Genomic DNA, 14,373 nt, shown 5'->3' with positions numbered 1-14,373 from the left:
AAAAAAAGAGAAGCCCAAAACTTCTCTTTTTTGTTTATTATTATTGTCTTTCTTCTATTTTAATAGGATTTTGTCTTGCGTCAAAAACATCAGTAATTTCAATTCGGTTTTTTTCTTGATTAAACCAATAAATGATTTTATAATTTTTATAAACCAAATATCTGAAGTTTTCTTTTCTGGATAAGAGCAATTCTTCTTTTTGTCCTATTTCTTTTTGAAAATCAAGGGTATTGGCTTTATTTACAATTCCAACAACAAGCTTGTTTGCAACTTTCAGGCTGGCTTTTAGTTTATAATAATCAAAAATATTTCTTAGTTGTTTCTTTCCAAAATTTGTCCAGAATATTTTTACTGCCATTGTTTTATTTCTGAAAGTAGATCATTAGACTCAATAATTCTGTCGTTTTTTGAATCTTCTAATGATTGATCAATTCGTTTATTTAGCTCTTCAATTGAAAAAGGTCTGGTATGATCCTCCTTTTCTAATTTTGATAAAATATATTCTTCGATTTTCTCAAAGAAACTCTCATCCTGAAGCTGAGCCAAATATGTGATTAAGTTTAATTTTCTTGTTTGAATATCCATAACTGATATATTTAAATCAAAAGTACAAATTAATTTTTAAAGCTTACACATTTCAATTAAACGCCCTCCTAAACTCCCCCGGCGACTGCTTCACCTTCTGCTTAAACAACTTACTGAAAGACTGCGGATGCTCAAAACCAAGCTCATAAGCAATTTCACTTACTGAAAGATTGGTCGTGCTCAGACGTTCTTTAGCGTGATCGATCAGCTTATTCTGGATGTGCTGCTGTGTATTTTGCTGCGTATGAATGCGAAGTAAGCTTCCCAGATAATTGGGTGAAATATTCAGTTGCTCGGCGATGGATTTCACAGAAGGAATTCCTTTTTCCAGCAGGTTTCCGTTGTTGAAATGTTGTGAAAGAACATCTTCGAACTTCTCCAGCAATTCGTGGCTGGATTTTTTACGGGTGAAGAACTGACGTTCATAAAATCGCTCGGCATAGATCAGGAACAGTTCAAGCTGGGCAACAATCAATTCCTGAGTGAATTTATCAATATTGTTCTGGTATTCTTTTTCAATGTTTTTAAAAAGATCAACAATAATTTTTTCTTCCTTATCCGAAAGAAAAAGCGCTTCATTGATCTGGTAACTGAAAAATTCATACGACTTTATTTTCTTGATAAGCGAAGTTCCCCAAAGGAAATCCGGGTGGATGAGCAGCAGATATCCCGTCGGTTCCACTTCCACATCAGGTTTCATTTCAAGACTCAGAAACTGAAGTGGCGAGACAAAGCACAAAACCCCGGAATCAAAATCATATTCCTGCTGGCCATAATTGAATTTAGCACTGACATTCCGTTTCAGTCCGACCGAATAGAAATTCTGGATCCACTTGATCTCCGTATCATTCACAGGATATTTTACCTTGCTGTAATCAATAAGGCTGATTAGCGGATGTTCCGGGTTGGGAAGGTTACAGAACGCATGAAATTCTGAAATTGAATTAAATCTAAAGGTCTGTTTCATAACGCTAAATTATTAATTATTTTCAATGGTTGAGCATCAGGAATTTATATATTTACCTCTTTGTGCATTTTGCTAAATTTTGGTATTGAATTCGTCAATTCGAGTGTTTTTTCGTAACAAGGTGAAGAAAAAATGTATCGAGAATGAAATTTATCCTCAAACTCACAAACTTCTCGATATGATTTTTCAAAATCTACTCGAAGTGACGAGAATGAATCAAAATGTACAATGGGTTTATCTTAAACCTATTTGAAAAAGTTTCAACCTCACGGTTAGTAATAGCTATGTCATCCTGAGCTCGTCGAAGGATCTGGTTAAAAACCCTATTATTAAAGGAGTTCTGTAACTGTTTCAACAAAATATAAAATTATCTTCACCATTTCCCATAAAAATTCTATTTTTAAACCACTAAAAACATTGCCTGATGATCAGTAAAGCCCTGGAAATCTGTTACGAATTTCCGTTTTTCCTGTCCGAAGAACTGGAAGAAATATACAATGCGCACGAAAAGGTTACTTTCCACAAAGGAGATTTTATCCTGAAAGAAGGAAAGACCGCCAATGAGTATTATATCATGGAAAAAGGTCTTGCCCGGTCATTTGTCAATGATTTTAACGGAAATGATGTGACAATCAATTTTTTCGTAGATAATGAAATCATCATTGAAGTGTCATCCCTTTTTCAGCGAATTCCTTCACAGGAAAATATTGTCTGCATTACCGATTGTGAGTGCTGGAAGATGGATTTCGATACCTTCCAGGAACTGTTTCACAAAATCCCCAACCTCAGGGAATGGGGAAGGGCATGGATGTCCCAGCAGCTTTTCATCGGAAAACAGCGTTCAGTAGAAATGTTCACCCTTTCTGCTACCAAACGTTATCTCAATCTTTTGGAGCAGAAACCTTACGTTATACAATTTGCACCGCTCAAGCAGATTGCTTCCTATCTTGGTGTTACAGATACTTCCTTGAGCCGCATCCGTAAAGAGCTTGTCTCACATCCCAGGAAAATTTAAATCTTGTCTTATGGCAAGTTGACTTTCACTGTAACTCGGTAATTTTGGTTAAAGCTTAACATAAAAAATTACAGTATGAAAGTCAATCAAATTTACGTTAATCTTCCGGTAAAAGATATTCAGAAAACAAAAGAATTCTGGACGAATCTGGGATTTTCCATCAATGAGCAAATTTCTGATGAAAGAGCAGTTTGCATCATCATGAGTGACCATATTTCTGTCATGTTTCTCACAGAAGAATTTTTCGAAACCTTTTCTGAAAGGCCGGTCCCGAAAGGCGATACAACGCAGGTTTTGGTAGCCATTGGCTTAGACAGCCGCGAAGAAGTCGACCAGGTAGTAAACGCCGCGGTTGCCAACGGAGCGACACAGCACGAAGAACCCCAGGATCACGGATGGATGTATCAGAATTCTTTCTGGGATATCAATGGTCATGGCTGGAATGTCATCTTTGCAGACCCTTCTCAGATTCCTTCATAATCTTATTTCAACTTTAAATTCTAAAAGTTATGGACACACCAACATCAAATAAACTGGACATCATTATTCCTGCATTTCGAGGTCACAGCCAAAATTTCCTGATGGTTCTTGATGGAATTTCAGAGGAAGATGCTTTAAAAAGAATTGAAGGCAGAACCAATCATATCATCTGGATGGCCGGAAATTTTCTTGATATGCGGTACGCTTTAGGGAGCGTTCTCGGGGTTCAGGAAGAATTTGAATTCAAAGATTTTTTCTTTCAGGGAAAAGCGTTGGATGAAAGTTTTAAATATCCTTCTTTACAACAATTGAAAGATTCTTTCCATAACATTTCACCACTCGTTTATCAAAAATTGTTACAAGCATCGGATGAAGATTTAGACCAGGCTTTTCCGATGGGAATGAACATTGATTTCTTTCCGGAAACCGTGCTGAATTTTGTCGGAATGTGCATTGGGCGCGAAGATTACCTGTGCGGACAAATCGGATTAATGCGCAGAATACTCGGCTACGAAGGAATGAAATATGACTTTGATAAAGATCTGAAATATTAAATCAACCCGGTTGAAGAGGATATCAGGCGTCAACTACCTTGTCCTTCGTACTAGGGACCGTGTGTCCTCCGCCCGAGAGGTGGTGTACGGACAGTACAATAGAGGGAACGTTGACAGACAGCTCCCGATATATAAAAGAAAATCGGGTATCATTCAAAATAACATCAATTAAAATAAAAAATCATGGCTAAATTAAATTCTTATCTGAACTTTGATGGTAAAGCTGAAGAAGCTTTCAACTTTTACAAATCTGTTTTCGGCGGCGAATTTGTCGGGGAAATCTACAGAATGGGAAATGCTCCCGGAACTGAAAACTTATCCGAAGAAGAAAAAAACAGGGTGATGCATATTGCGCTTCCTGTAGGTAATGATCTTCTCATGGCTTCTGATATTGTCCCAAGTTTCGGTCAGAGTCTTACTTTAGGAAACAGTAATTATGTTTCAATTTTCCCGGAATCAAGAGAAGAGGCCGACAGGCTTTTCAAAGGACTTTCTGAAGGCGGAAATATAGAAATGCCGATTGAAGACCAGTTCTGGGGTGATTATTTTGGAAGTTTTCAGGATAAATATGGCATTTATTGGATGGTGAATTATAACGAGGAATATGTAAAATAGCTTATCTTTAGGTTGTTTTTTAACACCAAATATAAAATTATATGGAACCTATCAAAATTGATATTACGATTCTGTCGCCTGTTGACAAAGTGTGGGATTATTTTAACGGTCCGGAACATATTACCCAATGGAATTTCGCCAGTGATACCTGGGAATGCCCCTCTGCTGAAGTAGATTTAAAGCCGGGAGGAAAATTTAAAACCCGGATGGAGGCTAAAGATGGAAGTTTCGGATTTGATTTTATCGGAATTTATGATGAAATAATTCCTGAAAGAAGTATCACCTATCATACCGAAGACAACAGGAAAGTACAGGTAATGTTTGATAAAATCGATGGAAACACCACAAAAGTAACAGAGATTTTCGATCCTGAAAAGCAAAATCCTGTGGAAATGCAGAGGGATGGCTGGTATGCTATTCTCAATAATTTCCATAAGTATGTTGAAAACCATTAAATAACATCTTTCGTCATGATCAATTTGGTAATAATGGCAAAGTGTCTCCATTCCATCTGTGCTGTAAGTTACGCTGTACAGGGGAATTTCCTGCAGGGTATTATTCCCTTACCGGCCAGAAGAACTCTTGAAAAAGAAAAAATCGATTCCCTGGAAAAACTGTCGGATTATTCTGAAAAAGAAATCCTGCAGATGCACGGTTTCAGTAAAAATGCAGTGCAAAAACTGAAAGTTTACATGATGGAAAATGATATTTATTTTAAAAATAATGAAAGCCGGCTACCGTTAAATAATAATTAAATGACATTCAGGTAATCTTTGCAAAACTATCGGACCGCTATCATTTGCTGAGTAAAACGCCATTGCGAACGAAAAATCAGCTGTTTAGATATCAAATAAAATCCTTGCGTCTTTTGCGTTAAAAAGAAAAAGCACAGGTTTTTATACTTTAGAATGCATTTAAATGTTAAGCATCTATCATTTGCTGAATGAAATGCCCTTGCGTCCGGAAATCGACATGATGATTTAAAAAAATCCTTGCGCCATTTGCGTTAAAAAAGATGTACAAAACTTAAAGCTAATATTCAGAATGAATTATTATCAACATTTAAATTAAAACTATGAACAATGATATTTTTCCGTGCCTGTGGTACGATGAAAATGCCAAAGAATCTGCAGAATTTTACTGTAAAATATTTAACGGAAACATTACGGCAGATACTCCTGTTGTGATGAATATAGAACTTTTCGGACAGAAATTGATGCTCCTCAATGGTGGACCTCAATTCAAAAAAAACGCATCTGTTTCTTTCATGGTCATCTGCGAAACGGAAGATGAAGTTGATAAATACTGGAATGAACTCATGGACGGCGGAATGGCTCTAATGCCGCTGGATTCCTATTCCTGGAGCAAAAAATACGGTTGGCTTAAGGACAAATATGATGTAACATGGCAGATATTCCTTGGAGAAAATCAGACAGGGCAGAAAATTATTCCCACGCTGATGTTTATCCATGAAAACAACGGAAAAGCAATCACCGCCATGGAATTTTACACAAAAGCGTTTCCAAATTCCAGGATTGGGAATATTCTGAGATATGGGGACGGAAGTGAAGGGCATCCTGCCGCAGAGCCTCCACAAAATATTCAGCACGCCCATTTTGTAATTGATGACTACAGTTTATTTTGCATGGATAATTCTTACGACCACCAGTTTGATTTTAATGAAGCCATATCGATGGTTGTGATGACCGATGATCAGGAGCAGACGGATCATTATTGGAACACTTTGACTTCCAATGGCGGCAGAGAAAGCATGTGCGGCTGGCTGAAAGATCAGTTTGGATTCAGCTGGCAGATTGTTCCTAAAAGATTAATCCAGCTGATGAGTGATCCGGATCCGATGAAAGCTCAGAAAGTCGTTCAGGCCATGATGAAAATGCAGAAAATTATCATAGAAGATCTGGAAAAGGCCTATCAATCATAGAATATATAAAGAAGGATTTCTTTGTTTATCTCTTCGTTTAAAAAAGATTCTTTATTTAAAACTTTTTATAAATCTGAGATGCCCTTTTATCATCTACCATATTTTTTAAGCTTCGGCTTGCTGTTTGATGATGATTAGAAAAAGATTTGCTTATGAAAACACAGAACAAGTCAGATTCTAAATCAAAAGTTCCTCAGGAAGGACTGTATCCCGAGATTATTCGTGAAAATTACAAAGGCAGTGAAAAGCTTTTAGGTAAAAAGGCTTTGATCTCAGGAGGTGACAGTGGTATCGGTCAGGCAGTGGCTGTTCATTATGCCCGCGAGGGTGCTGAGGTAGCTATTATTTACAAAGAAAGTGATGATGATGCCAGGGAAACTCAAAAGCTGGTAGAAAAGGAAGGTCAGAAATGTATTTTGCTGAAAGGAGATATCTCAAAAAAAGGATTTCCGGAAAAAATGCCTTCAGCAGATCAAAAAAGAATGGAAGTCCCTGGATATCTTGGTCAATAATGCTGGAATACAGTTTCCGAAAGATGATATTGAAAATATTTCTGATGAACAGATTCAGGAAACGTTTAATACCAATATTATCTCTATGATTTCATTGACCAGAGATTGTCTGGAACTGATGAACAGCGGTTCCCGCATTATATGTACAACCTCTGTAACAGCTTATCGCGGCAGCGATCATTTGATTGATTATTCTTCAACGAAAGGGGCTATTGCCACATTTATACGCTCTCTGGCCACCAATATCGCTGAAAAGAATATTTTGGTTAATGGGGTAGCTCCGGGTCCGATCTGGACACCTTTAGTAAAAGAAACTTTTGATGATGTTTCAGATTTCGGAAAAGACAATCCGATGAAAAGAGCAGGGCAGCCTTCTGAAGTGGCTCCGGCATATGTTTTTTTGGCATCGCAGGATTCCAGTTTTATTACCGGTGAGATTATCCATATCAATGGAGGAGATTTTGTAGGTGGATAATATTTACACAGATTAACAGCTAGTTTTATATAAATTATGGAAAAATTGAATTTTGATATTGAGATTAATGCAGAAGCAATAAAGGTTTGGAGCGTTCTCTGGGATGATTTTTCTTTCAGACAGTGGACTTCAGCTTTTACGGAAGGATCTTTTTATCAGGGAAATTTAGAAGAAGGAAGCATTATAAAATTTCTTGATCCGAAAAATAACGGAATGTACAGTGAAATTATAAGTCTGATTCCCAATGAGGAAATAACGTTCCTGCACTTGGGGGAGATTTATGAAGGTGTTGAAGCTCCTCGTGACTGGGGTGATGCTACTGAAAAATATGTTCTTACCGAAAACGAAAATATTACACACTTACATGTAGAAATTAATACATCAGAAGAGTTCAAGTCATTCTTTGAAGAAAAATTTCCGAATGCTCTGGCGAATGTAAAACATCTCTCTGAAAATCAACTTTAAATCAATTTAAACAATGGAAACCTTATCGTACGAAATTATCATTAATGCTCCCAGACAAAAAGTTTGGGACGTTTTGTGGAATGAAAACACTTACAGCGAATGGACACAGTTTTTCAGTCCCGGCTCTGTCATGAAATCCGATTGGAAGGTGGGAGGAAAAACCTATTTTGTAAATGCAGAAGGTGAAGGAATGGTGTCGACAATCGATAATATTGAGGAGCCTAACCAGATTATTTTTAAGCATTTGGGAATGGTCGACAAAAATGGAAACGAAGATACAGAAAGCATGCAGGTAAAACAGTGGAGCGGCTGTTTTGAAAAATATATTTTAATAGACTTCGATGGAAAAACCAAACTGCATGTTGAGGTTCAAACCGAAAAAGAATGGCAGGATCACATTAATAAAGGTTTTATACAAGGATTAGAAGTCATTAAAAATCTTGCTGAAGGTACGGTGTAAGAATTCACCACAGATTTTCCTTTATTCTCGCTGGTGGATTTGGTCGATTTTATTTTTATCTTGATCAGCATAATCTGCGAGAGTTTTTTTTACACTCGCAGACTTAGCGGATTGAGCAGATTTTTTTCTTATATTCTGATTTATGAAAATCTGTGTATTCTGTGGTTTAAAATTTAAACACATTAGAAACATAAGATAGAAGATGAATACTTTGAAAACATTTCAGAACACATGAGTTAAAAAAAATCTTTGATTTTTATCTAATGTGCTCTAAAATATTTTCAGCCTATCCAAAAATTCTTCTGTGACTTATGTGTTATATAATCTGTGTATTTTGTGGTTGAAAATCATGAAGGATCAACAGCAGGTAAAAAACTATGAGACAAATATATTATCTCCGATTACTTGTAAAAAACTTCTTTAATTTGCGTAATTTCGGTTATCTTAATAAAAGTAAACATGAAACTATTAACAATTCTTTTCGCCAGCTTTATAGTAGGCTTATTGGCAACAAAGATTTTTCAGGGTGACTGGAATTTTTTATTTTCCGGAAATCTGGGAATGACCGTTTTTATCATATTTGTTGGCTTTTCACATTTTAAATTTCAGAAAGGAATGGCGATGATGATTCCCGATTTTATTCCCAGAAAGATGTTCTGGGTGTATGCTACCGGACTTATAGAAATTGCTGCCGGAATCGGTTTGATGATCCCTTCGATCCGTGAACTGACGGCTGTTCTGTTAATTATTTTTTATGTTTTGGTTTTCATTGCCAATATCAATTCAGCAAAGAAAAAGATCAATATTTTTAAAGCTGATTTTACAGGTCCGGGAATGGATTATCTTTACAAACAAAGAATCCCGATGCAGATTATTTTAATCGCCTGGACATGGTATTTCGGGATTTATCTGAATTAATATATTGGAAAGCTTAGCTTTCCATTTTTTATTTAAATCATATTTCTTCGCTTACATGTAACAATTCTTACGATTAAAGCGTCTTATTCTATATACACTTAATCCAAACCATGAAATATGAATATTAATGCTAAAATTTTCGGGATAACACAAGTTGTAATATCCGCCGTAATGATGAATGCACAGACCAACACTACCAAGCTGCCGGGAGATCCTACCCTGGTTTCTACAAAGGCAACATTCGACCAATTAATTTCTTACGATAAAGGAAACTTCAAATATAAAGTGGAGGATTACTTTGCAAGGCCAAAAGCTTCCCAGTTCAAAATTTCTCCGGACGGTCAATACCTTTCCTATAAAGAAAAAGACAAGGACAGTAAAAATCATGTCTATGTAAAAAACCTTAAAACAGGAGTAATCACCAAAGCGCTGGAAGAAAAGGACGATCTGATCCGAAGCTACGGATGGCTGGATAAAAAAAGGCTGTATTATACCCAGGACCGTGGCGGAAATGAAAATATTCATTTGTACGCAGCAGATACAGATGGTAAAAACTTAAAAGATCTTACGCCTTTTGAAGGAACCAAATTAGGAACCGTAAGACCTATCAAAGACACCCCTTTTGTTGTTGTCACACTGAACAAAAATAACAAGCAGATTTTTGAGCCTTACAAGATAAACTTTAATACGGGGGGAAATGACTCAGTTGTACGAAAACAAAGATGTCAACAGCCCGATTGATGATTATATTTTTGATAAAGACGGAAACCTTCGCGGATATGTTGTTCTTGAGAACGGCTTAACTTCAAAACTGTATTATAAAGATCTGCAAACCGGGAAATTCAATCTCCTGAAATCTACGGACTGGAAAGACAGCTTTTATATTATCAGTTTTAATGAAAATTCAAAAAATAAGAATGAAGCATATGTTGTGACAAATCTTGACGGTGATAAATCAAGAATTGTTCTGTATGACCTGAAAAAAGATGTGGTCATTAAGGAAGTATATTCCAATCCGACGTTTGATGTAAGTTCTATCAGCCTGGCGGGGAAGAATAGAAATTATGAACTGGATTACATCAGCTATAACGGAATTAAAAATGAAACGATTCCGGTAAGTAAATTCTATAAAGAAGTTCATGATAAACTGGCTTCAGAATTTGGAGACAAACAATTCTACGTTGTTTCCTCAGATGATAAAGAAGACAAGCTTCTGGTGGTGGTAGACAGCGATAAACTGTATGGTAAATACTATGAATATGACACTAAATCTAAAACAACCAAGCTTCTATTTGACCTGATGCCACAGCTTAAAGAAGAAGATATGGCGGAAATGCGTCCTATCGAATTTAAAAGCAGAGACGGGCTTACCATCCATGGATATGTTACATTGCCAAAAGAAGCGTTGCAGGGTAAGAAAGTTCCTTTAATCGTAAACCCTCATGGCGGACCGCAAGGAATTCGTGACGATTGGGGCTTTAATCCAGAGTCACAGTTGTTTGCAAGCAGAGGATATGCGACATTACAGGTTAACTTCAGAATATCAGGTGGTTATGGAAAGGAATTCCAGAAATCCGGTTATAAGCAAATCGGAAGAAAAGCAATGGATGATGTGGAAGACGGAGTGAAATACGCCATAGAACAGGGTTGGATCGATAAAAATAAAGTAGCCATCTATGGAGGAAGCCATGGTGGGTATGCTACTTTAATGGGGCTGATCAAAACACCGGATCTCTATTCCTGCGGGGTAGATTATGTCGGGGTATCCAATATTTTCACCTTTTTTGATTCCTTTCCGGAATACTGGAAGCCCTATAAAGAAATGGTAAAGCAGATCTGGTATGACCTTGACAATCCGGAAGAAGCAAAAATTGCCAAAGAAGTATCGCCTGTTTTCCAGATCGATAAGATTAAAAAACCTTTGTTTGTCGTTCAGGGAGCGAATGATCCGAGAGTAAATATCAACGAGTCTGATCAGATTGTAAAAGCGTTAAGAGCGAAAGGCTTTGAAGTTCCTTATATGGTAAAATATGACGAAGGCCACGGATTCGGAAAAGAGCCTAACAGAATAGAATTTTACAAAACGATGCTGGGCTTCTTTGCTGAAAATTTTAACAAGTAAATCCAACTAATTTTTATAATTATCCAACGGAAAGTCAGTCTGGCTTTCCGTTTTTGTCTAAAATTTCTTATTCCTGATTCATCTTAGCCCCGATTGGAGAGAAAATCCTTTTTTTGCGGTTGAAAGTCCCTCTCCTCGGGAGAGGGATTTAGGGTGAGGAAAAAAGATTGCAACGAAAAGCGGGAAATAGCTTCTAAAAATAAATTACATTAATTTACAAACAGAACCTATATCTGAAAAACACGATTAATAAAAGAAAATCCTGAATTCCCGAAAAATATTTTAAATTTATTAAAGTAAAACAAAAATTTCAATCGTCATAGCAATATGGAGATTGTCGAAAAAAATAACAATGCCACAGAAGGAGAAGGAAAATATCATCTCACAAACCGTTTCAAAGTACGGAGGAAAGCTGATGTCATACATTCGCCCGAAAGTGAAAAATACGGAAGATGCGGAGGATATTCTGCAGGAAGTGTGGTATCAGTTCAGCAGTATTACCAATCTTTCTGAAATTGTAAATGTGGGTGGGTGGTTATACAGAGTGACAGCCAATAAGATCACCGACAAATACCGTAAAAAGAAAACGGAGAATCTGGAAGATTTTGTCTATGAAGATGAAGACGGAGATTTTTCCATAAAAGATATTTTGCTGATGGATGAAAGTGCAGGCCCTGAAGTGAAAATGTTTCAGGATGAAATCTGGAAAAAGTTATTTGAAGCACTGGATGAACTCCCTGAAAAACAAAGACTTGTCTATGTTGAGAATGAACTCAATGACAAAACGCTTCAGGAAATTGCAGATGAACACGGTGAAAATATCAAAACAATCATCAGCCGGAAGAATTATGCGGTTAAGCATTTAAGAAACAGGCTGAGAAAATTATACGAAGATTTAAATAGTTAGTAAAAAAGAAAGATATGAATCATAAACATAAAAAAGGCTGGATTTTTTTAATTCTTTGTCCGCCGTTGATTATTTTAGGAATCACATGGATTGTGATGGCACTTTGGAACTGTCTTCTTCCCGAAATTTTGGGAGTAAAATCCATCTCTTACTGGCAGGCCATGGGAATTCTGATACTATGTAAAATTCTTTTCGGAGGATTCCATTTCGGAAAAGGAATGAAAGACTTCAAAGAAAGAAAAATGAGAGAAAAAATGATGCACCTTTCTCCGGAAGAAAGAGAAAAATTTAAAGAGGTTTGGAAAAGCAAATGCGAAAACAGTTTTTTCAACAGGAACAGAAAAACAAACGAATAGCAAACATTTTAGAAGTAGTAAAGTAAAATTTAAAAGTTATTCGTCTATATAAAAAAGTAGTAAAATTTAAAATTTTGAAAAATGAAAAACTCAGTATTAAAAGGCGCTCTAGGAGCACTTGCCGTGGCTGGAATTGCCATGATCGCTAAAAAAGCAATGGAAAGAAAAAGATTTGTAAAAGGTATTTTCGAAGAATACGGAATCAAAGAAAAATCACCTTTCGGACTGGCTGATAAAATCAGAGAAATGAACGATGAACAGTATCAGGAGCTTAAAGGAAAATTCAAAAAAGAATTCGCTTCCAGATGTCACAGAAGAAATACCGAAAAGGAAAATATTGCAGAAGCATAATAGAAAGTAACTAAATTGAGATTGTTAATTCCGGTTCGGGAAGCGAAGCTTCCCGAACCGGAATTTTTCTATAATTATTGCGATAAGCGAAGCGAAGAAGCAATCTCAAAAAAATAGTATCAATATCTAATATTAAACTTTCCACTTCTGGAGAATTGTAAGGAGCTGTTTCCAGCTTTCCGCACTCGCTATTTCAGGGATTTGTTTCGGCGGCGGAGCCGCCGAAACAAATCCCTGAAAATGAGCTCAGACAAACGCTCCAATCTGGGCTAGGGTGGCAGTCGTTCCTTTCAATATTAAAATATCATTTAACGTATTCACCCTTTGCTGAGTGATAGTTTATGCTGAGCTTGTCGAAGTACCTTTGCGAACAAAAAATAATCGCAAACATTTTAAATAAATCTTCGCGGACTCTGCGTTAAAATACATTGCTTTGTCGAGATGCTTCCAGCATGACAAACTTAAGGCAAACTTTTTACGCATAATGTAAATAACGCATTCACCCTTTGCTGAGTGATAGTTTATGCTGAGCTTGTCGAAGTACCTTTGCGAACGAAAAATATTCTCAATCATTACAAAAAAACTTAGCGTCCCTTTGCGTTGAAATACATTGCTTTGTTGAGATGCTTCCAGCATAACAAACTTAAGGCAAACTTTTTACGCATAATGTAAATAACGTATCCAATCTTTGCTGAGTAGAACGCCTTTGCGAACAAAAAATATTCTCAACCATTTCAAAAAATCTTCGGGACTTCGCGTTAAAAAAATTCCCTCGCTTTGCCCGCAATCACAAATTCCTTATTTTTGTACAGTTCAATGAAAGATTACTACTATTTTCTCGGAATTTCTCATGATGCTTCAGAAGAGGACATCAAAAAAGCGTACAGAAAACTATCTTTAAAATATCATCCGGACAAAAATCAAAATGATGATTTCTTCGCCGAACGTTTTCGTGAAATTCAGGAGGCATATGAAACACTGAGTGATAAAAGCAGAAGATATTCTTACGATCAGAATTTAGAAAGCCATCAGAAAAGTTTCAGATACAACGTTCCGCCTTCGATAAAAAACTTTACGGCGAATAAAATTCATGCAACGAAAGGAGAAGAAATTATTATTACATGGCAGACACAAAATGCTGATGTTGTAAAAGTTTTACCTTTCGGACTGGAAAAACCTTATGGGGAGAGAATTTTTAAAATAACAGAATTTAAAGACGGAAAATTTCAGATTTTGCTGCATGCTACCAATTCTTTATTGCATAAAACAGCAGTTCAGGGGATTACCATTACAGAAGTTTTTGAAAACAATACGGAAAAATTCAAAGATAAAGCGGAAGAATTGTTCAGATCGCAACCGAGAACAGTCGCCAATCCATATGGACAGCCAAAAGTTATGAGAATCATTGTGGCTGTTATTTTGCTTGTTTTAGCAATTTATTTTTTAATAAGTAGCTTTGTTGATTAAGCTAATTTTTTATTTCCCGGACATTTTTTACATCTTTTTCCTTTCTTGAACTTTTTACAGCAGGATTTCTTGTCACCACAATATATTTCCTGAGTATTCATTGAAAAGGCTGGTGCTAAAGGTGGAACTTTAAAAGGGATAATCATATTCATGTTGCAAATATATTAATTTAGAATAAATAC

General features: G+C 36.3%; 19 protein-coding genes and 1 pseudogene. 17 read left to right on the top strand and 3 right to left on the bottom strand.

The features are described from left to right. Nucleotides 1-40: 40 nt before the first annotated feature. Genes AAHI02_RS04660 through AAHI02_RS04650 form a run of 3 tightly spaced genes read right to left on the bottom strand, consistent with a single transcriptional unit; the run spans nt 41 to nt 1,552 of the window. Entirely contained in the window at nt 41-358 is a 318-nt protein-coding gene (locus AAHI02_RS04660) for a type II toxin-antitoxin system RelE/ParE family toxin (RefSeq protein ID WP_346985656.1), read from the bottom strand. Further along, nucleotides 349-585 carry a hypothetical protein gene (locus AAHI02_RS04655; RefSeq protein WP_346985655.1) on the bottom strand — a complete coding sequence of 79 codons (237 nt, stop codon included), beginning with the start codon at nt 583-585 and terminating at the stop codon, nt 349-351. The genes AAHI02_RS04660 and AAHI02_RS04655 overlap by 10 nt, the downstream gene beginning before the upstream one ends. Nucleotides 586-637: 52 nt before the next feature. Further along, complete coding sequence (locus AAHI02_RS04650; RefSeq protein ID WP_346985654.1) at nt 638-1,552, bottom strand: helix-turn-helix transcriptional regulator; 915 nt, start codon at nt 1,550-1,552, stop codon at nt 638-640. 424 nt (nt 1,553-1,976) lie between these two features. Between AAHI02_RS04650 and AAHI02_RS04645 the strand changes: the two genes are divergently transcribed. From AAHI02_RS04645 to AAHI02_RS04565, 17 genes and pseudogenes are all read left to right on the top strand, one after another. Continuing rightward, complete coding sequence (locus AAHI02_RS04645; protein WP_346985653.1) at nt 1,977-2,567, top strand: Crp/Fnr family transcriptional regulator; 591 nt, start codon at nt 1,977-1,979, stop codon at nt 2,565-2,567. A gap of 75 nt (nt 2,568-2,642) precedes the next feature. Further along, complete coding sequence (locus tag AAHI02_RS04640) at nt 2,643-3,047, top strand: VOC family protein (RefSeq protein ID WP_346985652.1); 405 nt, start codon at nt 2,643-2,645, stop codon at nt 3,045-3,047. Nucleotides 3,048-3,076: 29 nt separating this feature from the next. Next, nucleotides 3,077-3,601: a DinB family protein gene (locus AAHI02_RS04635; protein WP_346985651.1), complete on the top strand. Its 525-nt coding sequence runs from the start codon at nt 3,077-3,079 to the stop codon at nt 3,599-3,601. A 183-nt stretch (nt 3,602-3,784) separates the two neighbouring features. Beyond that, complete coding sequence (locus tag AAHI02_RS04630) at nt 3,785-4,216, top strand: VOC family protein (RefSeq protein WP_346985650.1); 432 nt, start codon at nt 3,785-3,787, stop codon at nt 4,214-4,216. A gap of 41 nt (nt 4,217-4,257) precedes the next feature. After that, complete coding sequence (locus tag AAHI02_RS04625) at nt 4,258-4,671, top strand: SRPBCC family protein (protein ID WP_346985649.1); 414 nt, start codon at nt 4,258-4,260, stop codon at nt 4,669-4,671. A 33-nt stretch (nt 4,672-4,704) separates the two neighbouring features. After that, nucleotides 4,705-4,971, top strand: coding sequence for a hypothetical protein (locus tag AAHI02_RS04620; protein ID WP_346985648.1), 267 nt, complete (start codon nt 4,705-4,707; stop codon nt 4,969-4,971). A 320-nt stretch (nt 4,972-5,291) separates the two neighbouring features. After that, nucleotides 5,292-6,158 (top strand): VOC family protein, encoded by an 867-nt coding sequence (locus tag AAHI02_RS04615; protein WP_346985647.1) that lies wholly within the window; start codon nt 5,292-5,294, stop codon nt 6,156-6,158. Between the two features lie 152 nt (nt 6,159-6,310). Continuing rightward, complete coding sequence (locus AAHI02_RS04610; RefSeq protein WP_346985646.1) at nt 6,311-6,670, top strand: SDR family NAD(P)-dependent oxidoreductase; 360 nt, start codon at nt 6,311-6,313, stop codon at nt 6,668-6,670. Next, nucleotides 6,588-7,145: an SDR family oxidoreductase gene (locus tag AAHI02_RS04605; protein ID WP_346986590.1), complete on the top strand. Its 558-nt coding sequence runs from the start codon at nt 6,588-6,590 to the stop codon at nt 7,143-7,145. Before AAHI02_RS04610 ends, AAHI02_RS04605 begins: the two co-directional genes overlap by 83 nt. A 36-nt stretch (nt 7,146-7,181) precedes the next feature. Further along, a complete protein-coding gene (locus AAHI02_RS04600; protein ID WP_346985645.1) occupies nt 7,182-7,610 on the top strand; it encodes an SRPBCC domain-containing protein in 429 nt (142 codons plus the stop codon). Between the two features lie 13 nt (nt 7,611-7,623). Further along, entirely contained in the window at nt 7,624-8,070 is a 447-nt protein-coding gene (locus AAHI02_RS04595) for an SRPBCC domain-containing protein (protein WP_346985644.1), read from the top strand. A 459-nt stretch (nt 8,071-8,529) separates the two neighbouring features. Next, entirely contained in the window at nt 8,530-8,988 is a 459-nt protein-coding gene (locus tag AAHI02_RS04590) for a hypothetical protein (protein ID WP_346985643.1), read from the top strand. 117 nt (nt 8,989-9,105) lie between these two features. After that, nucleotides 9,106-11,110: pseudogene (locus tag AAHI02_RS04585) on the top strand (S9 family peptidase). Between the two features lie 352 nt (nt 11,111-11,462). After that, nucleotides 11,463-12,017, top strand: a complete 555-nt coding sequence (locus AAHI02_RS04580) for a sigma-70 family RNA polymerase sigma factor (RefSeq protein ID WP_346985642.1) — start codon at nt 11,463-11,465, stop codon at nt 12,015-12,017. 14 nt (nt 12,018-12,031) lie between these two features. Beyond that, on the top strand, nt 12,032-12,373 hold the full coding sequence (locus AAHI02_RS04575; RefSeq protein WP_346985641.1) for a hypothetical protein: 342 nt from the start codon (nt 12,032-12,034) through the stop codon (nt 12,371-12,373). Between the two features lie 81 nt (nt 12,374-12,454). Then, the gene (locus AAHI02_RS04570; protein WP_346985640.1) at nt 12,455-12,724 is read left to right on the top strand and encodes a hypothetical protein; all 270 of its coding nucleotides are present in this window, start codon (nt 12,455-12,457) and stop codon (nt 12,722-12,724) included. A gap of 816 nt (nt 12,725-13,540) precedes the next feature. After that, the gene (locus AAHI02_RS04565; RefSeq protein ID WP_346985639.1) at nt 13,541-14,191 is read left to right on the top strand and encodes a DnaJ domain-containing protein; all 651 of its coding nucleotides are present in this window, start codon (nt 13,541-13,543) and stop codon (nt 14,189-14,191) included. The last annotated feature ends 182 nt before the right edge of the window (nt 14,192-14,373 follow it).

It is taken from the genome of Chryseobacterium sp. POE27 (assembly GCF_039727685.1).
GTDB lineage: Bacteria > Bacteroidota > Bacteroidia > Flavobacteriales > Weeksellaceae > Chryseobacterium.
Note: the sequence above shows the minus strand (reverse complement) of the source record. Positions and strands in the feature narration are given on the sequence as shown.

Coding starts and splice junctions, on each gene's coding strand:
- AAHI02_RS04615 (WP_346985647.1), top strand. CDS start 5,292: ATGAACAATGATATTTTTCCGTGCCTGTGGTACGATGAAAATGCCAAA.
- AAHI02_RS04640 (WP_346985652.1), top strand. CDS start 2,643: ATGAAAGTCAATCAAATTTACGTTAATCTTCCGGTAAAAGATATTCAG.
- AAHI02_RS04610 (WP_346985646.1), top strand. CDS start 6,311: ATGAAAACACAGAACAAGTCAGATTCTAAATCAAAAGTTCCTCAGGAA.
- AAHI02_RS04570 (WP_346985640.1), top strand. CDS start 12,455: ATGAAAAACTCAGTATTAAAAGGCGCTCTAGGAGCACTTGCCGTGGCT.
- AAHI02_RS04580 (WP_346985642.1), top strand. CDS start 11,463: ATGCCACAGAAGGAGAAGGAAAATATCATCTCACAAACCGTTTCAAAG.
- AAHI02_RS04595 (WP_346985644.1), top strand. CDS start 7,624: ATGGAAACCTTATCGTACGAAATTATCATTAATGCTCCCAGACAAAAA.
- AAHI02_RS04655 (WP_346985655.1), bottom strand. CDS start 585: ATGGATATTCAAACAAGAAAATTAAACTTAATCACATATTTGGCTCAG.
- AAHI02_RS04650 (WP_346985654.1), bottom strand. CDS start 1,552: ATGAAACAGACCTTTAGATTTAATTCAATTTCAGAATTTCATGCGTTC.
- AAHI02_RS04590 (WP_346985643.1), top strand. CDS start 8,530: ATGAAACTATTAACAATTCTTTTCGCCAGCTTTATAGTAGGCTTATTG.
- AAHI02_RS04600 (WP_346985645.1), top strand. CDS start 7,182: ATGGAAAAATTGAATTTTGATATTGAGATTAATGCAGAAGCAATAAAG.
- AAHI02_RS04625 (WP_346985649.1), top strand. CDS start 4,258: ATGGAACCTATCAAAATTGATATTACGATTCTGTCGCCTGTTGACAAA.
- AAHI02_RS04575 (WP_346985641.1), top strand. CDS start 12,032: ATGAATCATAAACATAAAAAAGGCTGGATTTTTTTAATTCTTTGTCCG.
- AAHI02_RS04620 (WP_346985648.1), top strand. CDS start 4,705: ATGGCAAAGTGTCTCCATTCCATCTGTGCTGTAAGTTACGCTGTACAG.
- AAHI02_RS04630 (WP_346985650.1), top strand. CDS start 3,785: ATGGCTAAATTAAATTCTTATCTGAACTTTGATGGTAAAGCTGAAGAA.
- AAHI02_RS04645 (WP_346985653.1), top strand. CDS start 1,977: ATGATCAGTAAAGCCCTGGAAATCTGTTACGAATTTCCGTTTTTCCTG.
- AAHI02_RS04635 (WP_346985651.1), top strand. CDS start 3,077: ATGGACACACCAACATCAAATAAACTGGACATCATTATTCCTGCATTT.
- AAHI02_RS04660 (WP_346985656.1), bottom strand. CDS start 358: ATGGCAGTAAAAATATTCTGGACAAATTTTGGAAAGAAACAACTAAGA.
- AAHI02_RS04565 (WP_346985639.1), top strand. CDS start 13,541: ATGAAAGATTACTACTATTTTCTCGGAATTTCTCATGATGCTTCAGAA.